This is a genomic window from Spirulina sp. CS-785/01, from assembly GCF_028330525.1.
In the GTDB taxonomy this organism is placed as follows: domain Bacteria; phylum Cyanobacteriota; class Cyanobacteriia; order Cyanobacteriales; family Spirulinaceae; genus JAQMSD01.
Map to the genome: position 1 here is coordinate 20,734 of NZ_JAQMSD010000311.1, position 18,988 is coordinate 39,721.

Here is an 18,988-nt window from a genome sequence, read left to right on the forward strand (position 1 = left end):
ACTAAAATAAGACAAGCGTACTCAACCAGCGACATGGTACAAACCCCCCCCACCCAAAGCGAACAGCAACAAGCAACCCTACAAACCCTCTACAATAGCTTACGCAGGGGACAAAAACCCCTGGCGGACTGGGGGGGTGGAGAATTGGCGGTTTCTGCTGTTCCGGGGGCCGGGAAGTCCCATAGTATGGCGGTTGCAGCAGCTATTACCATTACCCGTCACCATCTCCACCCCCGCAAACAGTTGGTTGTTGTCACCTTTACTCGGTCTGCGGCTAATAGTATTAAACAGAAAATTCGGGAGAATTTAAAACAATTACAACTCCCCCAAGGGAGTTTTGTGGTTCATACCTTACATGGGTTAGCGTTACATATTGCCTCCCGACACCCAGAAGCATCGGGACTGGACTTAGAAACCTCTACGGTGGTGACTCCCAACCAAGGCCATCGGGTGATAAAAGCAGCAGTGGAACAATGGATAGGGAAGAATTTTCACCGTTATCAAAGACTGTTAGAGGGGAAACAGTTTGATGGGGAAGAAACAGAACGGTTGCGTCGTCAGTCGGTGTTACGAACGGAAATTTTGCCGGGTTTGGCCAATACTGCGATACATGAAGCGAAAAGTTCCGGGTTTTCTCCCGATGACCTCTGGAGAGTCAGTCAGGAGGCTAATGATTATTATGATACTTTAGCCATTGCTGCGGGGATTTATGAGGAATATGAACGAATTATGCGATCGCGCAATTTCATCGACTACGATGATATGATTCTGGCCGGGTTACGAGTCCTCGACAGTCCCCCCATTCGAGACTTATGGCAAAAGCAAGTCTTTGCCGTCTTTGAAGATGAAGCGCAAGACTCCAGTCCCCTACAAACCCAACTCTTAGCCATTCTCGCCAATCATAACCTAATTCGCGTCGGCGACCCCAATCAGGCCATTAACTCCACCTTTACCCCAGCAGACCCCCTCTACTTTAATCATTTTTGCGATCGCTGCGCCCAAAAAAATAATCTGGCCACCATGAACCAGTCGGGCCGCAGCAGTAAAATTATTCTTGATGCGGCTAATTTTGTGCTGCATTGGGTGAATGGGACGTGGGAATATAGGGAACAGGGAACAGAGAACAGGGAACAGAAAGAGAATAACATTACCCTCCCCTTTCGTCCGCAAAATATCCATCCCGTCTCCGCAAAGGACCCCCAACCCGACGCAAACCCCCAACCCACCGGACAAGGACTAGAGATACACACCCCCGAAGACATCTACCAAACCGTCACCCAAATAAAACAGCGAGTCATCCAACTCCTCACCACAAACCCCCACCATAATGCCGCCATTTTAGTCCGAGAAAACCGTCAAGGACACTTTATCGCAGAACAACTGCAAGACCTGAAAAAAGAACACGACATCACCCCCTACGAAGTGGGAGAAGTGGAGAGACATTCCCAAATACCCGCAGAAATTCTCAAAATGCTGCAATTTCTCGACCGGCCCCACTCCCCCGACAACCTCAAAGGGGCCCTCGAAGTCCTCGAAAAGCGTCAACGCATCGCAACCCAAGACTTAAACGCATTGGCCACCAACCCCGAACAGTTCCTTTATCCCTCCCCCCTCGACCCCCCACAAAACAAACAAGTCCAAGAAGCAAGACGCTACTGTACCAGTTTACTGAAAGCTCGCATCGAGTTACCCTCCTATCAACTCATCTCCTTTCTAGGAATGTCCCTGAAATATACGGGGTCCGAGTTGGCCACCGTCCAGAAACTTGCAGAACGAGTCATTAAACAAATTTTAGGCAGTAAGTCCCTAAAAGCAATGATAGAGGTCTTACAAGAAATCGTCGTCTCAGAACGCTTTGAGGCAGTCCAGGAGGAGTCAGACGACCTCTACACCCGTCCCAACCAACTGACCATTATTACCATGCACAAAGCCAAGGGACTAGACTGGGATTATGTCTTTTTACCCTTTCTCCACCGTGATGTTATTCCGGGGGAACAGTGGATACCTACAGCGAGTCAATTCTTAGGGGATTTTACCTTAAATGAAATTGCTAGGGCGCAAATTCGTACAGCAGTCCATAACCAGCATTTAGCAGCATTGGGAGACTATGATCAAATGCAACCTTTTCCGCAACCGACAGACGCATGGAAACAAGCAGGACAGTTGAAACAAGCGGAGGAATATCGTTTACTATATGTGGCGATGACTCGCGCTAAACGCTTACTTTGGATGTCTGCTGCGGAAAAGGGGCCTTTTCGGTGGAGTGTGTTTAGTGGTCAGTCTGCCAATAAGTTACAGTATAAACGCCCTTGTCCGGTGATTCCGGTCTTGCAACAACACTTTTCACAGGTTTAGGTATGAAAGCATTAATTCTCTCTGGGGGAAAAGGAACACGCTTGCGGCCTCTCACTTATACGGGGGCTAAACAACTTGTTCCGGTTGCCAATAAGCCCATTTTATGGTACGGGATTGAGGCGATCGCTGCAACGGGAATTACTGAAGTTGGGATTATTATTTCCCCAGAGACGGGGGAGGAAGTGAAAGCAAAAACCGGGGATGGGAGTCGGTTTGGGGTGCAGATTACTTATATTTTACAGGAGACTCCGGCAGGATTAGCCCATGCGGTGAAAATTGCTCAACCCTTTTTAGGGGATGCTCCCTTTATTCTCTATTTGGGGGATAATCTCATTAAGGATGAGTTGGGGACATTTCTCACGGAGTTTAAGGAGAAGCAACTGGATGCTTTAATTTTACTCCGGTCTGTGAAAAATCCGTCTTCTTTTGGGGTTGCAGAAGTAGAAGACGGGGGCCGTATTCGTCGTTTGGTGGAGAAACCTAAAGACCCTCCCTCTAATTTAGCATTGGTGGGGGTGTATTTTTTCTCGGCGGATATTCATCGCGCGATCGCGCAAATACAACCCTCGGCCCGAGGAGAGTTAGAAATTACCGACGCAATACAAACCCTAATCGATCTCCAGTACCAAGTAAATGCCCAACAACTAACCGGATGGTGGTTAGATACCGGGAAAAAAGATGATTTATTAGAAGCAAATCGAATTATTCTCGATGAATATTTAGAATCTAATATCCAAGGAACATTAGATCATGACTCCCAAGTTATTGGCCGAGTTTCCATCGGCAAAAACACCCAACTGATCAATTGTACCGTCCGAGGTCCCGCAGCAATTGGCGATAATTGTTATTTAGAAAACTGCTTTATTGGTCCCTATAGCAGCATTGCCAACGACGTTAAATTAATTGACACAGATATTGATCACAGTGTCCTTTTATCCGGTGCTAAAGTAATGAACATTCACCAACGTATTGTTGATAGTTTAATCGGACAACGAGTGTCTTTAACCTCTGCACCAAGACGGCCAAGAGCCTTACGATTCCTAGTTGGAGATGATTCCATGATTGAAATACATTAAAACTCAACAAGAATTAATGTGCTTTACCTTTTAACTGTTAATTATAACTGTGCAGAATTAATTGAGCGTTGTTTAAACTCCTTATCAGTTTATCCCACCCTCAATTATCAAATTATTATTGTTAATAATTCCCCAGAAGACTCCTTAATTCAACACTTAAAACATCCTAACCTAACAATTCTCAATGCTGAAACCAATCTGGGTTTTGGTCAAGGGTGTAATTTAGGGATAAACTGGATATATCAACAAGACACTCAGGCCATCATTTGGTTAATTAACCCCGACACCTTTTTTCTCCCCCAAACCCTAGAAAAATTAGACCATCTACTCCCTAAACTCTCTCATATTTCTATCCTCGGAACACACATTAAAACCGACACCGATAAAAATTGGTTTGGAGGGGGCCAATTTATCCCCAGTCGGGGAGCAATTGTCGAGAGAAACTTATGTGAAAATGCTCCTCAACAAGACTATATTCCCTGTGACTGGGTAAGTGGTTGTAGTGTACTCCTTAACTTAGCACAATTCCCCAACTGTCCTTATTTTGATCCTGCGTACTTTCTCTATTACGAAGACTTTGATTTTTGCTACCGTTACGCAAAACAAGGCCACACCATTGCTATTACTCCCCAAATTTCCCTCATTCACACCCCTTCCTCCACCACCAACCGCAACCCCACCCAAAAACTCAAACACAGCACCTACAGTTATTTACTCACCCTGCGTCGATATGCACCGTTTTGGGTGTTTTTACTGCGTTTTTTACGAGTTTTGGTTTATGGACTCGTGTTATTATGGATTAAACCTAAGATAGGTTTAGGTAAATTACAAGGTATTCAATTATATTGGTTTAGTTACAACTCTGTTTAGTTAAACCTTAAAAAATAGGAGAAACTTTCAATAGTAAAACTCATGTTGCTCGAGCTATTACTTTTTAATAAAATACAAATCCTAAAACCATTAAATTAAAACATCCATCAATTGAATAAATTTAGTTTTGTCTAAAAAGAAGTTTCGTAAATCTGTTGCAAGTATCAGACGACAAATTCAAATTCATTATCAAAAAATTACTGATGAACAAAATAAGGAAAATCCCGACCAAAATTTGATTAATTATTGGTTACGCGAAATAAAAGGACTAGAAAAAAGTTGAGCTAGAGCAGAAAAACGTTTAAATCGAGGAAAATGATTTATAATTCACAAAAATCTTTAGCCGTTAATTCTACCTTAGCAACCTTACTAGATGAGTTAGGAGAAGAATGTGAAACTGTCATTTTTCTTTTAACTCAATTAAAACTTGCTAATTTAACTGAAGAACAAAAAGGAGATATCCTTGCTGAGTTAACAGGTTCTATCACACATTTGCACGTCCATACTGATAAATTACCGGAACTTATTGAAGATGAAATTTTAGCACTCCCTGAACAAGAGTAAATAGTATTTATACACTTTATTAATCAATAACTCGCTGACCTAAATCTTTGAGAATTTGTAACACCAAATATAACTCATTTCCTGGATTGATTAAGGAAAATAACCGCGAATTCCCATACTGTGCTGTCGGGTCTCGGACTGTTTTTAAAAATAAAAACTCGCTCCCCGTGGCAATTAACCCAAAGGTGGGGAAATTTCCTTGGGGATTACTTAACATATAGGCTAATGCTTGGGGGATAGCGCGAATGGCGGAAAAATCACTGCGTTTGGACTCAATAACCAATAACCAAAGACGGTTTCTCTCGACTAAGACATCAATTCGACCTCGAATGATTTTCCCTGCATCTTCTAGTTCTAACGCGACACTAGGTTCGGTTTTTAACTGGAAGGGTTGACGATAAAATCCGGCTAAATCTAACAACGGAGACAAGACCACCATTTTGACTGTATTTTCCAGCATGGGTGGGTCTTCCATCAGTTCAGAATAGTTTTCTTTGACTCGATCTAAGGTCTGTTGTTCGGAGTCTGATAAACTGATCTGAACTTCAGACCATTCTGGGAAAAATTGGGGATCATCAACTCGTTGAAGGTCAAACTTTTGCTTGAGTTGACGAAACTGAACCTCGCTAGCAGGAATTGACTGCACCATTAATTATTCTCAATCTGTAACACCGCCATAAACGCCTCTTGGGGAACATCTACCGTCCCGATGGCTTTCATGCGCTTTTTCCCTTTGGCTTGCTTTTGCAGGAGTTTCTTCTTGCGGGAGATGTCGCCGCCGTAACATTTGGCTAACACATCTTTACGCAAGGGGGGAATGTGTTCACTGGCGATAATTTTAGAGCCAATGGCCGCTTGTACGGGAATTTTAAACTGATGACGGGGGATTAATTCTTTTAATTTCTCCACTAATGCCCGTCCGGTGGGATAGGCTTTATCTCGATGGACAATCATGGCTAGAGAGTCCACGGGTTCGCTATTCACCCGAATATCTAGTTTAACGAGATGATCGGCGCGATACCCAATGGGATGATATTCCATGCTGGCATAACCGCGAGACCGAGATTTCAGTTGGTTGAAAAAGTCGGTGACCACTTCCGCGAGAGGAATTTCATAAACTAACGTGGTGCGCGTGGTGGTGAAGTAGCGCATATCTTTGAAAATGCCCCGTCGTGTCTGACACAACTCCATCAATGTCCCCACATACTCCTCTGGGGTAATAATTTCGAGGTGAATGTAGGGTTCTTCGATTTTTTCTCGTTCTTGGGGGGGAGGGAGTAAGCTGGGATTTTCAATTTCTAAGACTTCCCCTTCTAGGTTCGTCACTCGATAAATTACAGAAGGGGCCGTGGTGATTAAATCTAGGCCGTATTCCCGTTCTAAGCGTTCTTGGACAATCTCCAAGTGTAATAAGCCTAAGAACCCACACCGGAAGCCAAAGCCCATAGCACTAGAGGTTTCCGGTTCGTAGTTTAAGGCCGAGTCGTTGAGTTTTAGTTTTTCCAGGGCATCCCGTAAATCGGCATATTCATCGGAGTCGGTGGGGAATAGACCACAAAAGACCATGGGCCGGGCTTCCGTATAACCGGGTAAGGGGTTGGGGGCTGGGGCGTTGGCCAGGGTGATGGTGTCCCCGACACGGGCATCTTCTACGGCTTTGATGGCGGCGGCGAAATAGCCCACTTCTCCGGCGTGGAGGTCTTCGACTTGGATTTGGTTGGGGGAGAGAATGCCTAGTTCATCAATATCGTATTCTTTTTTGGAGGCCATGAGACGGACGCGATCGCCTTTTTTCAGTTTCCCATCCATGACCCGAAAATAGACAATCACGCCCCGATAGGGGTCATAATAACTATCAAAAATCAAAGCCCGTAGGGGTTGATCGACGGTATCTTGGGGTGGGGGAACCAGATGAACAATGGATTCGAGAATTTCATCCACCCCAATGCCTTGTTTGGCCGAAGCGTGAATGGCCCCAGTACAGTCTAACCCCACCACTTCTTCAATTTCTTCAATGACGCGATCGGGTTCAGCCCCCGGTAAGTCAATTTTATTCAGAACCGGGATCATCTCTAAATCATGTTCTAAGGCCAAATACACATTGGCCAAGGTTTGCGCTTCTACCCCCTGAGAGGCATCCACCACCAATAGGGCCCCCTCACAAGCGGCCAAAGACCGGGACACCTCATAGGAAAAGTCCACGTGACCTGGTGTATCAATCAAATTGAGAACATACTCCTTGCCATCGGAGGCCGTGTAATTCATCCTGGCGGCCTGTAGCTTAATAGTGATGCCCCGTTCCCGTTCCAAGTCCATATTGTCGAGAAACTGGTCTTGCATTTTCCGACTCGCCACCGTGTCGGTCACGGTCAACAGACGGTCGGCCAAGGTGGATTTGCCGTGGTCGATGTGGGCAATAATGCAAAAATTACGAATTCGAGAAACGGGAGCATTGGTCATAGGGGTAAAACTGGCAACTTGCAGATTTCTGAAACTTCATTTATTGTAATATTTATTTTGCCTACTGGTAAATCGGGGGTAAGAGAGGCGGCTTGCTCCAAGAGTTTTGTACAATTGAATTAAACCCATAAACAAACGTTAAACATTGAATTGCCATCCGCGCAATCGAAATAGGTTATGAATGATAATGCTAATGCGAATGCTACCCAATCTCAACGTTTAGCTGAGAAGGTTGAGGTATCGATCCAGTTGGATTCGGATTTACTGGATCAACTCAAGCATCTCAGTGAAGACCCTAGTCGGATTATTGAAACTGCCATTAAGCAGTGGTTGAGGGGGGAACGAGAACGAGATGATGATTTAACCCGGACTTTCAGACGGAATCCTCCTGTCCCCCCTCGGGGTGAGTGGAATGACTAACGAGGTCAATGGGGGGAATAGAGTGGATGGTCTGTCTGTCTGCTTCCCCCACTCGTCTGTTTGGCAATTTTCTCGGTTCATCTGAGGCGAGGAGGTGGATTGGCCTTGTTGTACCTAGGAAACAGTAAGCTAGAATATTGACAGGTCAGTACAGCCATCCGAATTGGTTAATCCGACTGGGTTAACACGGGTCTTTCCAGCGTTAACCCCCCTTTTGTATAACTGTTATGCGAGTAGGTTAAATGTTATGACAGCTTCTCCTGCACAAGAGAATCCAGTCGGCTTGCAGGATTTGGGTGCAGAGTTGATCTACACTCAAGGACTATCGGGTGAATATCTGTCATTTTTCTGGAAGTTCGCCCCAGACTATGGTTTGTCCCCGGAACAACTGTTAAAAGAAGGGGGGAATCAGTTATTTTTTCCCGAAGCATGGGAGGATTATCAAGGGGCCATTCAACGGGTGATGGAACGTCGCTTACCAGAAAGCTATTTTTGCTTATTTCGCTGTGGTGAGGAAACATTGCCCTTTGAGTTGATGATTAGCCCGATTTTGCGACAAGAAGGGCGAATCACGTCGGTTTTAGTGGTGGGGAGTTTGCTGGATCAAGATGCGATCGCCAAAGCCCCCCAATCCTCCACCACTCCCACCCCCAATGATAATTATCAAGATTTCATTACTCAAATTGCCCGCAGCATCCGCCGCAACCCCTATCACAATCTTTTAACACACATTGCTCGTAATATCCGCCGCACCCTTGATTTAGAGACCATCTGGCAACAAACCGTTCATAGTCTAGGGGACGCATTAGGACTATCTCGGTGTTTAATTATTTCCTACGAGGGCAAAAACCAACGGATGAAAGTGGAGGCCGAATACTGCCAAAAACCCTTTAAGTCCATGTTAGGGGAACATTTAATCTTGGGCAGTCAGCCCTATTTAGCCCAAGCGTTACATACCGATGAACCCATTGCCCTTGACTATATCGAAGATGCCCAAGATGGGGATCCCCAATCTTTATTGGTGGTGTCCACTTTTTATCAACATCAACGAAACGCGCTGATTTGTCTGCAACAATGCGATCATTTTCGCCATTGGAGTGAGTCCGAAATTGAGTTAGTGCGAGAACTATCCACCCATGTGGGAACGGCCATTGCTCACGCTACCCTTTATAATGAACTCGAACAAGCGCGAGTCAAAGCCGAAGACGCATCCCGCATGAAAAGTGAGTTTCTCGCTAGTACCTCCCACGAATTGCGGACTCCTCTCAATGGGATTATTGGCTTTTTAAAGTTAATTCTCGATGATCTGGCCGATGACTCCGAAGAAGAACGGGGATTTCTTGAAGAAGCCCATAAATCGGCGTTACATCTTTTGAATTTAATTAATGATATCCTCGACATTGCCAAAATTGAAGCCGGGAAAATGGAGCTTAATTTTGCGGATGTCTCCCTGGATGACTTGTGCGAAGATGTGGAGAATAAAGCGCGATCGCTGGCCGAACACAAAAACCTCACCTTTGAAATTCAACGGCCCCCCACCCGTGAACCCGTTTTACTCTACGGCAACTACCAACGTCTGCTACAAGTGATGCTTAACCTAGTCGGCAATGCCATTAAATTCACCCACGAAGGGGGAGTCACCATCAGCGCAGAAATTAAACGAGGTAAAATCACCTTCAACGACAAAGAATTCCCCGGAATCGTGAAAATTCGCGTCGCAGACACCGGAATTGGAGTCCCCCTCGATAAACTCGACAAACTCTTTCAAAACTTTAGCCAAGTCGATGGATCACGCACGAAATCCTACGGAGGGACTGGGTTAGGACTGGCCATTTCCCAAAAACTCATCGAAACCATGGGAGGGGATATTAATTTCTTCAGCATGGGGGAAAGTTTGGGATCAACCGTTACCTTTACCGTTCCCCTTTTCCAACTCCCCTTAATTAAAGTCGGTCGCAGCGACGGCGATTAGTCGTACAATGAATCCGGACGACCCAGAATAAACAAGACTCTTGAGTTATTATCTGTATCTACACGGTTTTGCCTCCGGCCCCAAATCGGCCAAAGCTCAGTATTTGTGCGATCGCTTTACCGAATGTGACATCCCCCTCTACATCCTTGATCTCAACCAAGGAGACTTCTCCCACCTCACCCTCACCCGACAACTCCAACAAGTTAAAACCTTCCTCCCCCCCACCGACATCCCCGTTACCCTCATCGGGTCCAGTTTCGGCGGACTCACCGCCGCTTTCATAGCACAACTTTGCCCTCAAGTCAAGCAAATTATCGGTTTAGCCCCAGCCTTTGGCTTTCTGCGTCACTGGTTGCCCAAACTGGGCCCAGACACCCTCCAACAATGGCAAACCTCCGGTTATCACCCCGTCTATCACTACGCCGAACAACGAGAAATCCCCCTCCATTACCAATTTATCAGCGATCTGCAACAATACCCCGAAGCCAGCTTAAACCGCGACATCCCCACCCTCATCCTCCACGGCATCCACGATGATGTCATCCCCCTCCAAGCCTCTCAAACCTATTGCCAAAACCGTCCCTGGACCACTTTAATTGAACTAGACAGTGATCACACCCTCAGCAACGTCATGCCCCAAATTTGGCAAGAAATTAAACAATTTTTAGAAATTGGTTATGGGTAATGGATAATTGATAATAGGTGCTAAGAAACCGGGTTTCTTTATAAACTTGTGAGAAAAGATGATAAATTTGGCTAGAAACCCGGTTTCTGTCCTAACCAAGAACCAAGAACCAACAACAAACCAAAAATGACACAATACTATACTTGGCAAAAATATAAATGTGCTTACGAAACCCATAACGCCGATGATCCGGGGACTCCCTTAATTTTAATTCATCCCATTGGGGTGGGATTATCCCGGCAATTTTGGCAGCGATTTATTAAAGAATGGTATAACCAAGGCAACACAAACCCCATCTATAATCCCGACTTATTAGGATGTGGAGAAAGTGCCATGCCTCGCGTCGCTTACTATCCTGAAGACTGGGCAGATCAACTCAAATATTTTGCAGAAAATATTGTACAAAAACCCAGTATTCTCATCGCCCAAGGGGCCTTAATGCCTGTAGGGATTTATTGTAGTCATAAATTTCCCAACTTAATCAAAGGTTTAGTTGCCTCCGGGCCACCCGCTTGGGAATTAATGAAAACCCCCACCCCAGAAAGTCGCCATATATTCGCTTGGAATTTGTTTAATACCCCCTTGGGCAACTTATTTTTTCGCTATGCCCGCCGCCGAAGTTTTCTAGAATCCTTTTCCATTCGCCAATTATTCGAGAAAACCACCGATGTTGATGCAGAATGGTTAGAACAACTAAAAATTGGTGCAAATAATGCCGCCAGTCGTCATGCTGTCTTTTCTTTCTTATCAGGATTTTGGCGACAAAATTACCAAGAAAAAATAGAGACCATTCCCCATCCTACCCTCCTCGTCTTCGGAGAAGCGGCATCAAGTATTAGTAAAGAAGGCAAACAAGAAACCGCCGAACAACGGTTAAAAGGCTATCTAGACCATTTAAAACAAGGAACAGGCCGCATCATCCCAGGCCGCAACGTTCTCCCCTATGAAGCAACCCATAAATTTGTTGCCACTGTCTCTGAATTTGTCAAAGAAAATGGATAATAAATAATGGATAATTGATAATGGATAATTCATAATTGTTAGGGGTGTTGGGTTACGCTACGCTTCACCCAACCTACATATCTGAATACTTACCAGTTTTTAATGGCTAATTACTTATTGCTAATTGTTTATTGTTTATTGATCATTGTGTCACCCCTTGAACCACGGGACGAACTCCACTTCCTCCAAAGGGTTCACCTGTTCCTAACCAGTTAAAATCACCAATGCGAATTAAAAATGATCCCAGACCAACCACCGGATTATATCGTAACTGAACATTGTAGGTGCGGCGACTGTATTCTAGGATATAATTTGTGCTAATTTCTTCATTAGTATCTAAATTAATCGAACTTTGAAACCCAAACCGAAACGGCCCATAAATTTGCTGAGTCACCCCAAACGAGAGACGACGACGATCAGCAATCCGGTCAAATAAGAAAGGAGAAAGCTCACCGACAGCAGATTGAGAATAACTAATATTAAACCCTGTATAATCCAAAAACGGACGGGAAAAATGGCCAATTTGTCCACTTAACCCAATACTTCCTGTTAAGGCTTCTTGGGTGTCATTACTACTATAAAGACTTGCTAACCCTGTCACCTTGGTATTGAGTCGTAAATAAGGCACAACAGGCTGATTGGTATAGCGTAACCCTTCCGTCGGAGTTGGGGGAAGTCCTTCTCCTTCCCAGAGGGTAAAATTACGACTGAGAGAGGCAACCCCTTGATAACGAGTGAGAGTAATGCGGTTGTTTTCTCGTTCATCGGCGAGGAGGTCGGAACGGTCTGTATTGGCGGTGACAACCTGAATTCCTCCTTGATATCTTAAGTTAATTCCCGTATCTCCTAAAACAATATTGGGAGAGGTTAACACTGCCCCAAAACTGGTTTGTACAGTTTGGAATCCTAATGAACCGTTAAACAGGCGATCGCGGAAACTATATTCTGCGGTCAGCGTATGAGGTCGGTCCAAAGACCCAATAAGATGACGCAACCGGACACTAGACCGGAAATTATCCTCAAAATCCTCTAACCGCATACTGGTCACTTCCGCAGACCCAATTAAACGGGTTCGTTCACTAAAAATAACACTGAGTCCCGTCTTCAACCCAAACACACTAGGATCAAAGGCACTTTCATCAAACAAAGCCCGTTGTACATAATATTGGGGGGTGACAGTCCAAGCAACATTAGGAGTCTGCAAAATCGTGAACTTCCGTTCAATAAAAAATCCCCCCCGTTCATCATCATCAAAGCCAATATTGAATAACCCTGCTTGGTCCGGTCGTCGGTCAATTAAAATCCGATCTTGGAAAATCGGTAAAGATAACCCCTGATCAAAAGTAATCCGAGAATTTGTGGTGAGAATTTCATCTTGAAACTCATTCAAGCGGTTAAATTCCGCCGTATCGGCCCGTATTTCTAACTCTGGGGGGGAAAAGGGGTCATTGGTGAGGCGGATATTTCTGGCCCACCATCCCTCAGAATCGAACTCAATATAATCCGCTTCAAACCGGAATCGTTTGACATCACCACTTGTTCCGGTGGTGGGAACACTGGTCAATCCTTCCACCTGGCGAATTGAACCGACGCTAAACTGATACCCTGAGGCCGGACTAATATTTCGGACGGGTTGTTGTTGTAAGAGGCGATCGCTTAACGGACGACTCGGGGTAATATCCGTCGCCGCAATTCCCGTCTGAGTAAAATCTAAATCTCGTCCCGTCGTTGGTTGATAAATTTCCCCACTGGCCTGACGCACAATCCCTTCATCTTGCACCAATTGATATTCAAACTCCTCCCCCCGTATCGTTTGCTGCCCTCGTCGCAACGCCACATTTCCCACGGCCCACAAAAAACGATTGGGTAAATTAATTTGAACGCGATCGGCAGTTAAAACCCCTCTGGCAAACCGCACCACCACATCCCCCTGTGCAGTGACAACCCGTTGTTGTTGATTATACTCTTGTCGGTCTGCCTTAATCTCAATAATGCCAGACGGATCAGGAGTAGAAGGAGAAGGAGGTGCAAGGGATTCGGGAATCTCCTCCTCCTCTAAAATATCTTCTTCATCCTCTAGACTATCTTCCGCATCCTCTAAAATATCTTCTTCATCCTCTAGACTATCTTCCGCATCCTCTAAAATATCTTCTTCATCCTCTAGCGTCCCCTCTCTGTTCTCTAGCGCATTGTCCTCTAGACTATCCTCATCATCCTCTAGACTATCTTCTCTATTCTCTAGCGTATTGTCTTCTAGAGCATCCTCATCCTCTGGCCGTTGTTCTAAATTAAACTCACGACTATCACCATCCCGTTCTTGAGTAATAATACGGTGAATCGGCCCCCCATGAATCGACCACACTGACTCAGACGACTCATCCTGAAACCAATTCACTTGAACCTTTTCATCAGTAGAAGAAGTCGCCTTTTGGTTAGCTAACGCATCAATAGGGGGATGATCCCCAAATTCTACTTTAGGGGATGATGGCGTGGGGGGAGCAGACAGAGACCGAGAACTCGAAGACGGAGACACTGAGGAGGGATAACCCACCGACATCGGTTCACCCAACGAAGAAGACTCCGCAACAGGTGCATCACTACTTTCAGGGGAAAAATTTTCTGGCGCAGGGGTGACACCCTCCCCAACAAGGTTGGGAGGCATTTCTGAGACTTCTGCGGGCTGACTGATAGAAAGCGTCGGTTGAGGCGGTGGTGAATGAGGAATATCAGGTGTCACCATAGAGTTGGCAGTGATTTCATTATGCGTATCTAAGGGTTCAGGAGTGGTTTCCCAGACGGAATGTTCCCGATTCTCCCCAAGACGTAATCGGTGTTGGGGGTTAGATATAATTACCTGAGTCTCCTGATTAAACGATTCTAAAGCCATCAGACAGGATGGATTAAACGTTAAACCTTCAGTCGCGCAAGAGGTTGAAGAAAGGGGCAAAGATTGAACCAGACTTCCGTATGAGTTATTCTTCCCAGGGAGAGTAAGCACCAACTCCTCAAAACTATCGCTGCTAGACCATAAGTTCGTTGACGTGACATCCAAAATAAGCGGTGCTTGCAGCCACACAGGTTCAAGAGGAGGAAGAACAAATGGAAACATTTTGACTCAATTGGGAGGGTTGCTAGTCTATTAGCCTAGCCGATCTTGACTACAATATCCTCAAATCGGACTTGAACCCGGAAATGATCGCCCCAACCCCCCGTTAAGGATTGGCCAGAGCGCAGCAAAAAGGGGGTTAACACAACCCCCAGCATTCGCGTTTGTCGATTATTACCAGTCGGTTATTACCAAACGTTTTGGCTAATCGTTCTAGTATTATTCCAGATCACTACGGCTAGGATTCCGGGCTGGGTCATTGGATAATAAGCCAAAGACAAACAGACCGACAAAAAAGGCAACCACTAAATAAACAATAATTTTAAGCGTGAGCATCTCCGACTCCTGAGTTAAGTGTTTTATCGTTAATGATCTATTCTACCAAGTCCCGCGTGTCCCACGTGGGATTCCCACTCTCACGGGTGAAATTTTCTGCTTCTACGAGTGCCAACTAGACTCGCCTTGAGGCGAATCCCCGTCGCATCCTCTCCCCAGACATTTTCTTGTATGTCCACGATGTGTCCCACCGCAGACAGTTATCGTTCACAGTATATATTATTCTTGTCAATCTGTTAACCAAAAGTGTCGCAATTCATCCCGTCGCTGAAAGCGAGGGTCTTCTGGCAATAAAGAAAGAATCCACTTCCTTCTAGGGCGTGGACTGTCAACAAAACTGAAACTCCGTAAAGGTGAGGATGCTTTTGGTTTAACATCGCTGATAGAGTTTCACCCATTCAACTTATGAGTAATCCCATTACAGTTAAACCAAGGCTATTCGCATTAACCTTACTGGTAGTGTTAACCGTTCCGGCCATTGATTGGCTCTTGCCCTCCCCTATCGCTGCCCAAGAGCAACTATTACGGACATTAACCGTTACGGGAGAAGGAGAGGAAAAAATCCCCACCACCCTCGCGTCAGTGCGTTTAGGCGTGGAAGTCGAAGGAGACGATGCGCAAACGGTACAAGAAGAAGTCGCGCAACGGTCTTCAAATGTGGTGGAATTGCTCAGAAATCGCCAAGTTGAACAACTGCAAACCACAGGCATCCAACTGCGTCCCAACTACCGTTACAATGACGGAGAACGGCAATTACAGGGCTATATTGGCACAAATACCGTAAGTTGCCGCCTACCGACCGAACAAGCCGGACAAGTCATGGATGCCGCCGTAGAAGCCGGAGCAACCCGCATTGATGGCATTTCCTTCACAGCGACTGATGCGGCCATTGCCAACGCCCAAGAAGAAGCCCTCCGAAACGCCACCCAAGCGGCCAGAGAACAGGCTAAGGTGGTCTTAGAGAGCTTAAATTTAAGTTCCCAAGAAATTATCACTATCAGCATTAACAACGCCACCGCCCCCCGTCCTCTCCCACAACGCATGGCTCAACCTGCCCTAGAAAGCCAAGATGCCAGTGAAACTCCCGTTGTTGGAGGGGAACAAACGGTGCGAGCTTCTGTCACGTTGCAAATTCGCTACTAGGCGAGGGAGTGGGGAGATGGAGGAGTTGATAGTTGATAGTTGATAGTTGATAGTTGACGGTTGAACCACAAAGACACAAAGAACACAAAGCAGCAAGTCAGATAGCAACAAAGAACTAATTGTTAATTGTTAATTGTTAATTGTTAATTGTTAATTGTTAATTGTTAATTGTTAATTGTTAATTGTGATCTCCTCCAGTTCCCCATTGACATCCAGTGTATAAGTCCCACTGGCCAACCCCCCCTCTAAAGCAATCTCCTTCTCAAACTCCGTAATCACAGAAGCACAGGCAATATCCTTCGGTAACTCCCGATAAAGCTGAATATTAATGACTTGATTTTCTCGACTTTGTTTCACCTGAATGGGAACATCACACCCATCTTGGAACTCCCCCTTTACTTGAATTTGAACAGTTTGAGACTCCCCTTTCTCCACCGTCACCTCTTGTACCACCGCAGGAATTTGCCGCATCTCCGGTGCTGTCGCAGAAGGACTCGCTGTGGGTTCGGAGTCCCCGTCAGACGCGGTACAACTGACCGTTAACAGAAGGGTGAGGTAAAAACAAAGCAGGGGCAAAAGTCGCATTTGCGTTTAGAGCAGTAATCGGTAATCGGTAATTGATGATCAGATGGTTCAGACAAACTTATGCTTCTAGCAGGCTACTCTATCCGACAATAGAACCTTTGATCAAGTTCACACTTTCTCAGAGGAGTTTGGGATATAACCTTAACTCAACAGTCGATTTCCCACCCAAACAACGCCCCCCAGCGTCAACAACAGTAAGATAGTCACTAGGAGGAATAAACCCGCTAATAATAGCCAAACGAAGCCCTGATCTGCTTGGGATTGGCTTTGGGGGGAGGCCAGATGGCTTTCAAGGAGGATTAAATTGCGCTGGTTGGCTTTCCAAGCAAAATCGAAAATATCCCCCAAAACGGGAATTGTCCCCACTAGGGTATCCGCCACAATATTCAGCAACATTCGGACTAGAGTGGCTTTGGGGACTCCCATTTTTGCGGCTTCTAGGAGAATATAGCCCGAAAACCCTGCACTCACATAATCGCCGGCTGCGGGAATAAATCCCAAGATAGGATCAAGGCCGACTCGGTAAGAGGTCCCTGGGATAGGAATAGCATTATCGAGTAAGTGACTCAGAGACTGGAGACGTTTCAGGTTAGGCATGGAAGATAATCTAGTGTCATTTATTTTCAATCACAAAATACAATTAATCTAGTGGCCACTCCATCTCCCCCATCTCCCCTATCTCCCCCATCTCCCCCATCTCCCATGGGTCATTTTTCTAGAGGAGAGGGACTATCTTGGGGGGATTGATTGGGGGGAGGTTGCGATCGCTGTTTTCGTCGGATTTTCGCATGATGACGCATGGCCTCCCCCACGGTGACATTTAATTGTCCCCCAATGAGCATCACTAAGGCCGTTAAATAAAACCACAACATGAGAACAATTACCGCCCCAACTGCCCCATAAACCTTGTTATACGCGCCAAAATTGTCCACATAGCTCCGAAAGAGGGCAGAAATGCCCAACCACGACAAGGCGGCTAAAATTGCCCCAGGTAAAATGGGATTGCCTTTATGCCAATAACTGGGGGCAAAGCGATAAATTAAAGCAAAGGCGAGAATGACAATGGTAAACGCCAGCGGCCAGTTTAAGGTTTGCCACAGTTGGAGGAGTAACACGGCCCCCCGTTCTGACTCTTGGAGGGGGATATACTCGATCATCCGACTGACAAACCGCACTAACGAACCGCTAATTAACACCAGAAAAGAGGCAACGACTAAGAGGAAAATACTGCCTAGGGTGAGGAGAATGGAGACTAATTTGGCTTTCCAAAACGGACGACGTTTGCGCCGGGGGAGTTGGTGGATATGATCAAGGGCATTCATAGTGGCCCCTAGGGCAGAGGAGGAGATCCAAATAGCGGCGATAAAACTGAGAGAAAAGAGACTGGTGCTTTTGACTTGGGTTAACTCCTCAACAAAATTCGTCAGCAGTTGCCAGGCTAAGTCGGGGGCAATAATGCGAAAATTGGTGGCTAAATCCCGGAGTGTGGATTGGACGGACTCATCTTCGAGAGCTTGTACCCCCATAAACTGAATCAGGAGATTACGCACCAAGTTGGCAAAATTCTCCTCAAACAGGGAAATGGCGGTAATGAGGGTTAAGAGGGCCGGGAAAAAGGCCAACATGGCATTATAGGCAATTTCTGCCGCCAACCCTGCAAAGCGGTGGCGGAAGATACTGGCAATGGTAGTCCCAATCGTCTGCCGATTGAGATAAAAGAAGAATAAAATAAATCGCCGTAGCCTAGCTCCCATTCGTGATTATCCCCTGGCACATTTTCATTGTACTGGCTTGCTGAATTTCGGAGAAATGAAGGGGGTTGTCGTATAAAGTAGAGGGTGAGGGCGACACCCATGAAGGAGAGACGGGACAATATGAGCGAGGAATTGATGCAGTGGTTGGCAGAAATTCGGACATTACGCCAACAACTGGCCCAGGTAGAGCGCGATCGCAATGCTGCACAAGAGAGTGCGACCCATTGGCGTAAACTGTATAATATTGAGGCTCGTCAACGCCGCACCGAGGCGCAGTTGGCGGCGGATGATTTACAGCAGGTGACGGAACAGTTACACCAACTCCAAGGTACGCTCACCCCGGAAAATGTCAATCAAAATGGGATTGAGGCGGCTATTGAGGCGGAGTTAGTCTCGTTACAGACCCAAGAGGATTATAAACGAAAGTTAATTGAAGTGATTCAAGAGCGCGATCGCGCCTTAGAAGCCCTCAAACAAGAACAAGAAAACCACATCGAAACCCGTCGCAACCTCACCGCCGTCATTGGAGATACCATCGATCAACTCAACCGTCTCCGTCAAGGGAAATAGTTGATAGGGGAGTCGGGAGATAGGGGAGATGGGGAGGATAGGGAAGATGGAGGAGATAGGGAAGATAGGGGAGATGGGGAGGATAGGGAA

The 18,988-nt window shown here is 45.9% G+C and carries 17 protein-coding genes; 10 read left to right on the top strand and 7 right to left on the bottom strand.

Going from position 1 to position 18,988, the window contains the following annotated elements:
• Positions 1 to 33: 33 nt before the first annotated feature.
• The 4 genes from PN462_RS20445 (at position 34) to PN462_RS20460 (ending at position 4,865) form a co-directional block, all read left to right on the top strand.
• Positions 34 to 2,355 (top strand): ATP-dependent helicase, encoded by a 2,322-nt coding sequence (locus PN462_RS20445; RefSeq protein ID WP_272130688.1) that lies wholly within the window; start codon positions 34 to 36, stop codon positions 2,353 to 2,355.
• 2 nt (positions 2,356 to 2,357) lie between these two features.
• Positions 2,358 to 3,431 carry a glucose-1-phosphate thymidylyltransferase gene (locus PN462_RS20450; protein WP_272130689.1) on the top strand — a complete coding sequence of 358 codons (1,074 nt, stop codon included), beginning with the start codon at positions 2,358 to 2,360 and terminating at the stop codon, positions 3,429 to 3,431.
• Between the two features lie 18 nt (positions 3,432 to 3,449).
• Complete coding sequence (locus PN462_RS20455; protein WP_272130690.1) at positions 3,450 to 4,301, top strand: glycosyltransferase family 2 protein; 852 nt, start codon at positions 3,450 to 3,452, stop codon at positions 4,299 to 4,301.
• Between the two features lie 315 nt (positions 4,302 to 4,616).
• Positions 4,617 to 4,865 carry a hypothetical protein gene (locus PN462_RS20460; RefSeq protein WP_272130691.1) on the top strand — a complete coding sequence of 83 codons (249 nt, stop codon included), beginning with the start codon at positions 4,617 to 4,619 and terminating at the stop codon, positions 4,863 to 4,865.
• A gap of 19 nt (positions 4,866 to 4,884) precedes the next feature.
• On the opposite strand, the gene PN462_RS20465 is transcribed toward PN462_RS20460, so the two are convergent.
• The gene (locus PN462_RS20465) at positions 4,885 to 5,514 is read right to left on the bottom strand and encodes a type I restriction enzyme HsdR N-terminal domain-containing protein (RefSeq protein ID WP_272130692.1); all 630 of its coding nucleotides are present in this window, start codon (positions 5,512 to 5,514) and stop codon (positions 4,885 to 4,887) included.
• Positions 5,514 to 7,325: a translation elongation factor 4 gene (gene lepA, locus PN462_RS20470; RefSeq protein WP_272130693.1), complete on the bottom strand. Its 1,812-nt coding sequence runs from the start codon at positions 7,323 to 7,325 to the stop codon at positions 5,514 to 5,516. Before lepA ends, PN462_RS20465 begins: the two co-directional genes overlap by 1 nt.
• 177 nt (positions 7,326 to 7,502) lie before the next feature.
• Between lepA and PN462_RS20475 the strand changes: the two genes are divergently transcribed.
• The 4 genes from PN462_RS20475 (at position 7,503) to PN462_RS20490 (ending at position 11,404) form a co-directional block, all read left to right on the top strand.
• On the top strand, positions 7,503 to 7,745 hold the full coding sequence (locus tag PN462_RS20475; protein ID WP_272130694.1) for a type II toxin-antitoxin system CcdA family antitoxin: 243 nt from the start codon (positions 7,503 to 7,505) through the stop codon (positions 7,743 to 7,745).
• A 247-nt stretch (positions 7,746 to 7,992) separates the two neighbouring features.
• Positions 7,993 to 9,717, top strand: coding sequence for an ATP-binding protein (locus PN462_RS20480; RefSeq protein WP_272130695.1), 1,725 nt, complete (start codon positions 7,993 to 7,995; stop codon positions 9,715 to 9,717).
• Positions 9,718 to 9,757: 40 nt separating this feature from the next.
• Positions 9,758 to 10,402: a YqiA/YcfP family alpha/beta fold hydrolase gene (locus tag PN462_RS20485; RefSeq protein ID WP_272130696.1), complete on the top strand. Its 645-nt coding sequence runs from the start codon at positions 9,758 to 9,760 to the stop codon at positions 10,400 to 10,402.
• 126 nt (positions 10,403 to 10,528) lie between these two features.
• Entirely contained in the window at positions 10,529 to 11,404 is an 876-nt protein-coding gene (locus PN462_RS20490) for an alpha/beta fold hydrolase (protein WP_272130697.1), read from the top strand.
• A 142-nt stretch (positions 11,405 to 11,546) separates the two neighbouring features.
• Here the strand turns inward: PN462_RS20490 and PN462_RS20495 are convergent, their stop codons facing one another.
• Both PN462_RS20495 and PN462_RS20500 read right to left on the bottom strand, forming a co-directional pair.
• The gene (locus PN462_RS20495) at positions 11,547 to 14,291 is read right to left on the bottom strand and encodes a DUF3769 domain-containing protein (protein ID WP_272130698.1); all 2,745 of its coding nucleotides are present in this window, start codon (positions 14,289 to 14,291) and stop codon (positions 11,547 to 11,549) included.
• 438 nt (positions 14,292 to 14,729) lie between these two features.
• Positions 14,730 to 14,846: a photosystem II reaction center protein I gene (locus tag PN462_RS20500; RefSeq protein WP_272130699.1), complete on the bottom strand. Its 117-nt coding sequence runs from the start codon at positions 14,844 to 14,846 to the stop codon at positions 14,730 to 14,732.
• A gap of 405 nt (positions 14,847 to 15,251) precedes the next feature.
• Between PN462_RS20500 and PN462_RS20505 the strand changes: the two genes are divergently transcribed.
• Complete coding sequence (locus PN462_RS20505; RefSeq protein WP_272130700.1) at positions 15,252 to 15,989, top strand: SIMPL domain-containing protein; 738 nt, start codon at positions 15,252 to 15,254, stop codon at positions 15,987 to 15,989.
• A 171-nt stretch (positions 15,990 to 16,160) separates the two neighbouring features.
• On the opposite strand, the gene PN462_RS20510 is transcribed toward PN462_RS20505, so the two are convergent.
• The 3 genes from PN462_RS20510 to PN462_RS20520 form a co-directional block, all read right to left on the bottom strand.
• Positions 16,161 to 16,574 carry a hypothetical protein gene (locus PN462_RS20510; RefSeq protein WP_272130701.1) on the bottom strand — a complete coding sequence of 138 codons (414 nt, stop codon included), beginning with the start codon at positions 16,572 to 16,574 and terminating at the stop codon, positions 16,161 to 16,163.
• 141 nt (positions 16,575 to 16,715) lie between these two features.
• Positions 16,716 to 17,171 carry a DUF4112 domain-containing protein gene (locus PN462_RS20515; protein WP_272130702.1) on the bottom strand — a complete coding sequence of 152 codons (456 nt, stop codon included), beginning with the start codon at positions 17,169 to 17,171 and terminating at the stop codon, positions 16,716 to 16,718.
• Between the two features lie 110 nt (positions 17,172 to 17,281).
• On the bottom strand, positions 17,282 to 18,328 hold the full coding sequence (locus tag PN462_RS20520) for a YihY/virulence factor BrkB family protein (RefSeq protein WP_272130703.1): 1,047 nt from the start codon (positions 18,326 to 18,328) through the stop codon (positions 17,282 to 17,284).
• Positions 18,329 to 18,448: 120 nt separating this feature from the next.
• On the opposite strand from PN462_RS20520, the gene PN462_RS20525 reads away from it, so the two are divergent.
• Positions 18,449 to 18,898: a hypothetical protein gene (locus PN462_RS20525; protein ID WP_272130704.1), complete on the top strand. Its 450-nt coding sequence runs from the start codon at positions 18,449 to 18,451 to the stop codon at positions 18,896 to 18,898.
• Positions 18,899 to 18,988: the final 90 nt, after the last annotated feature.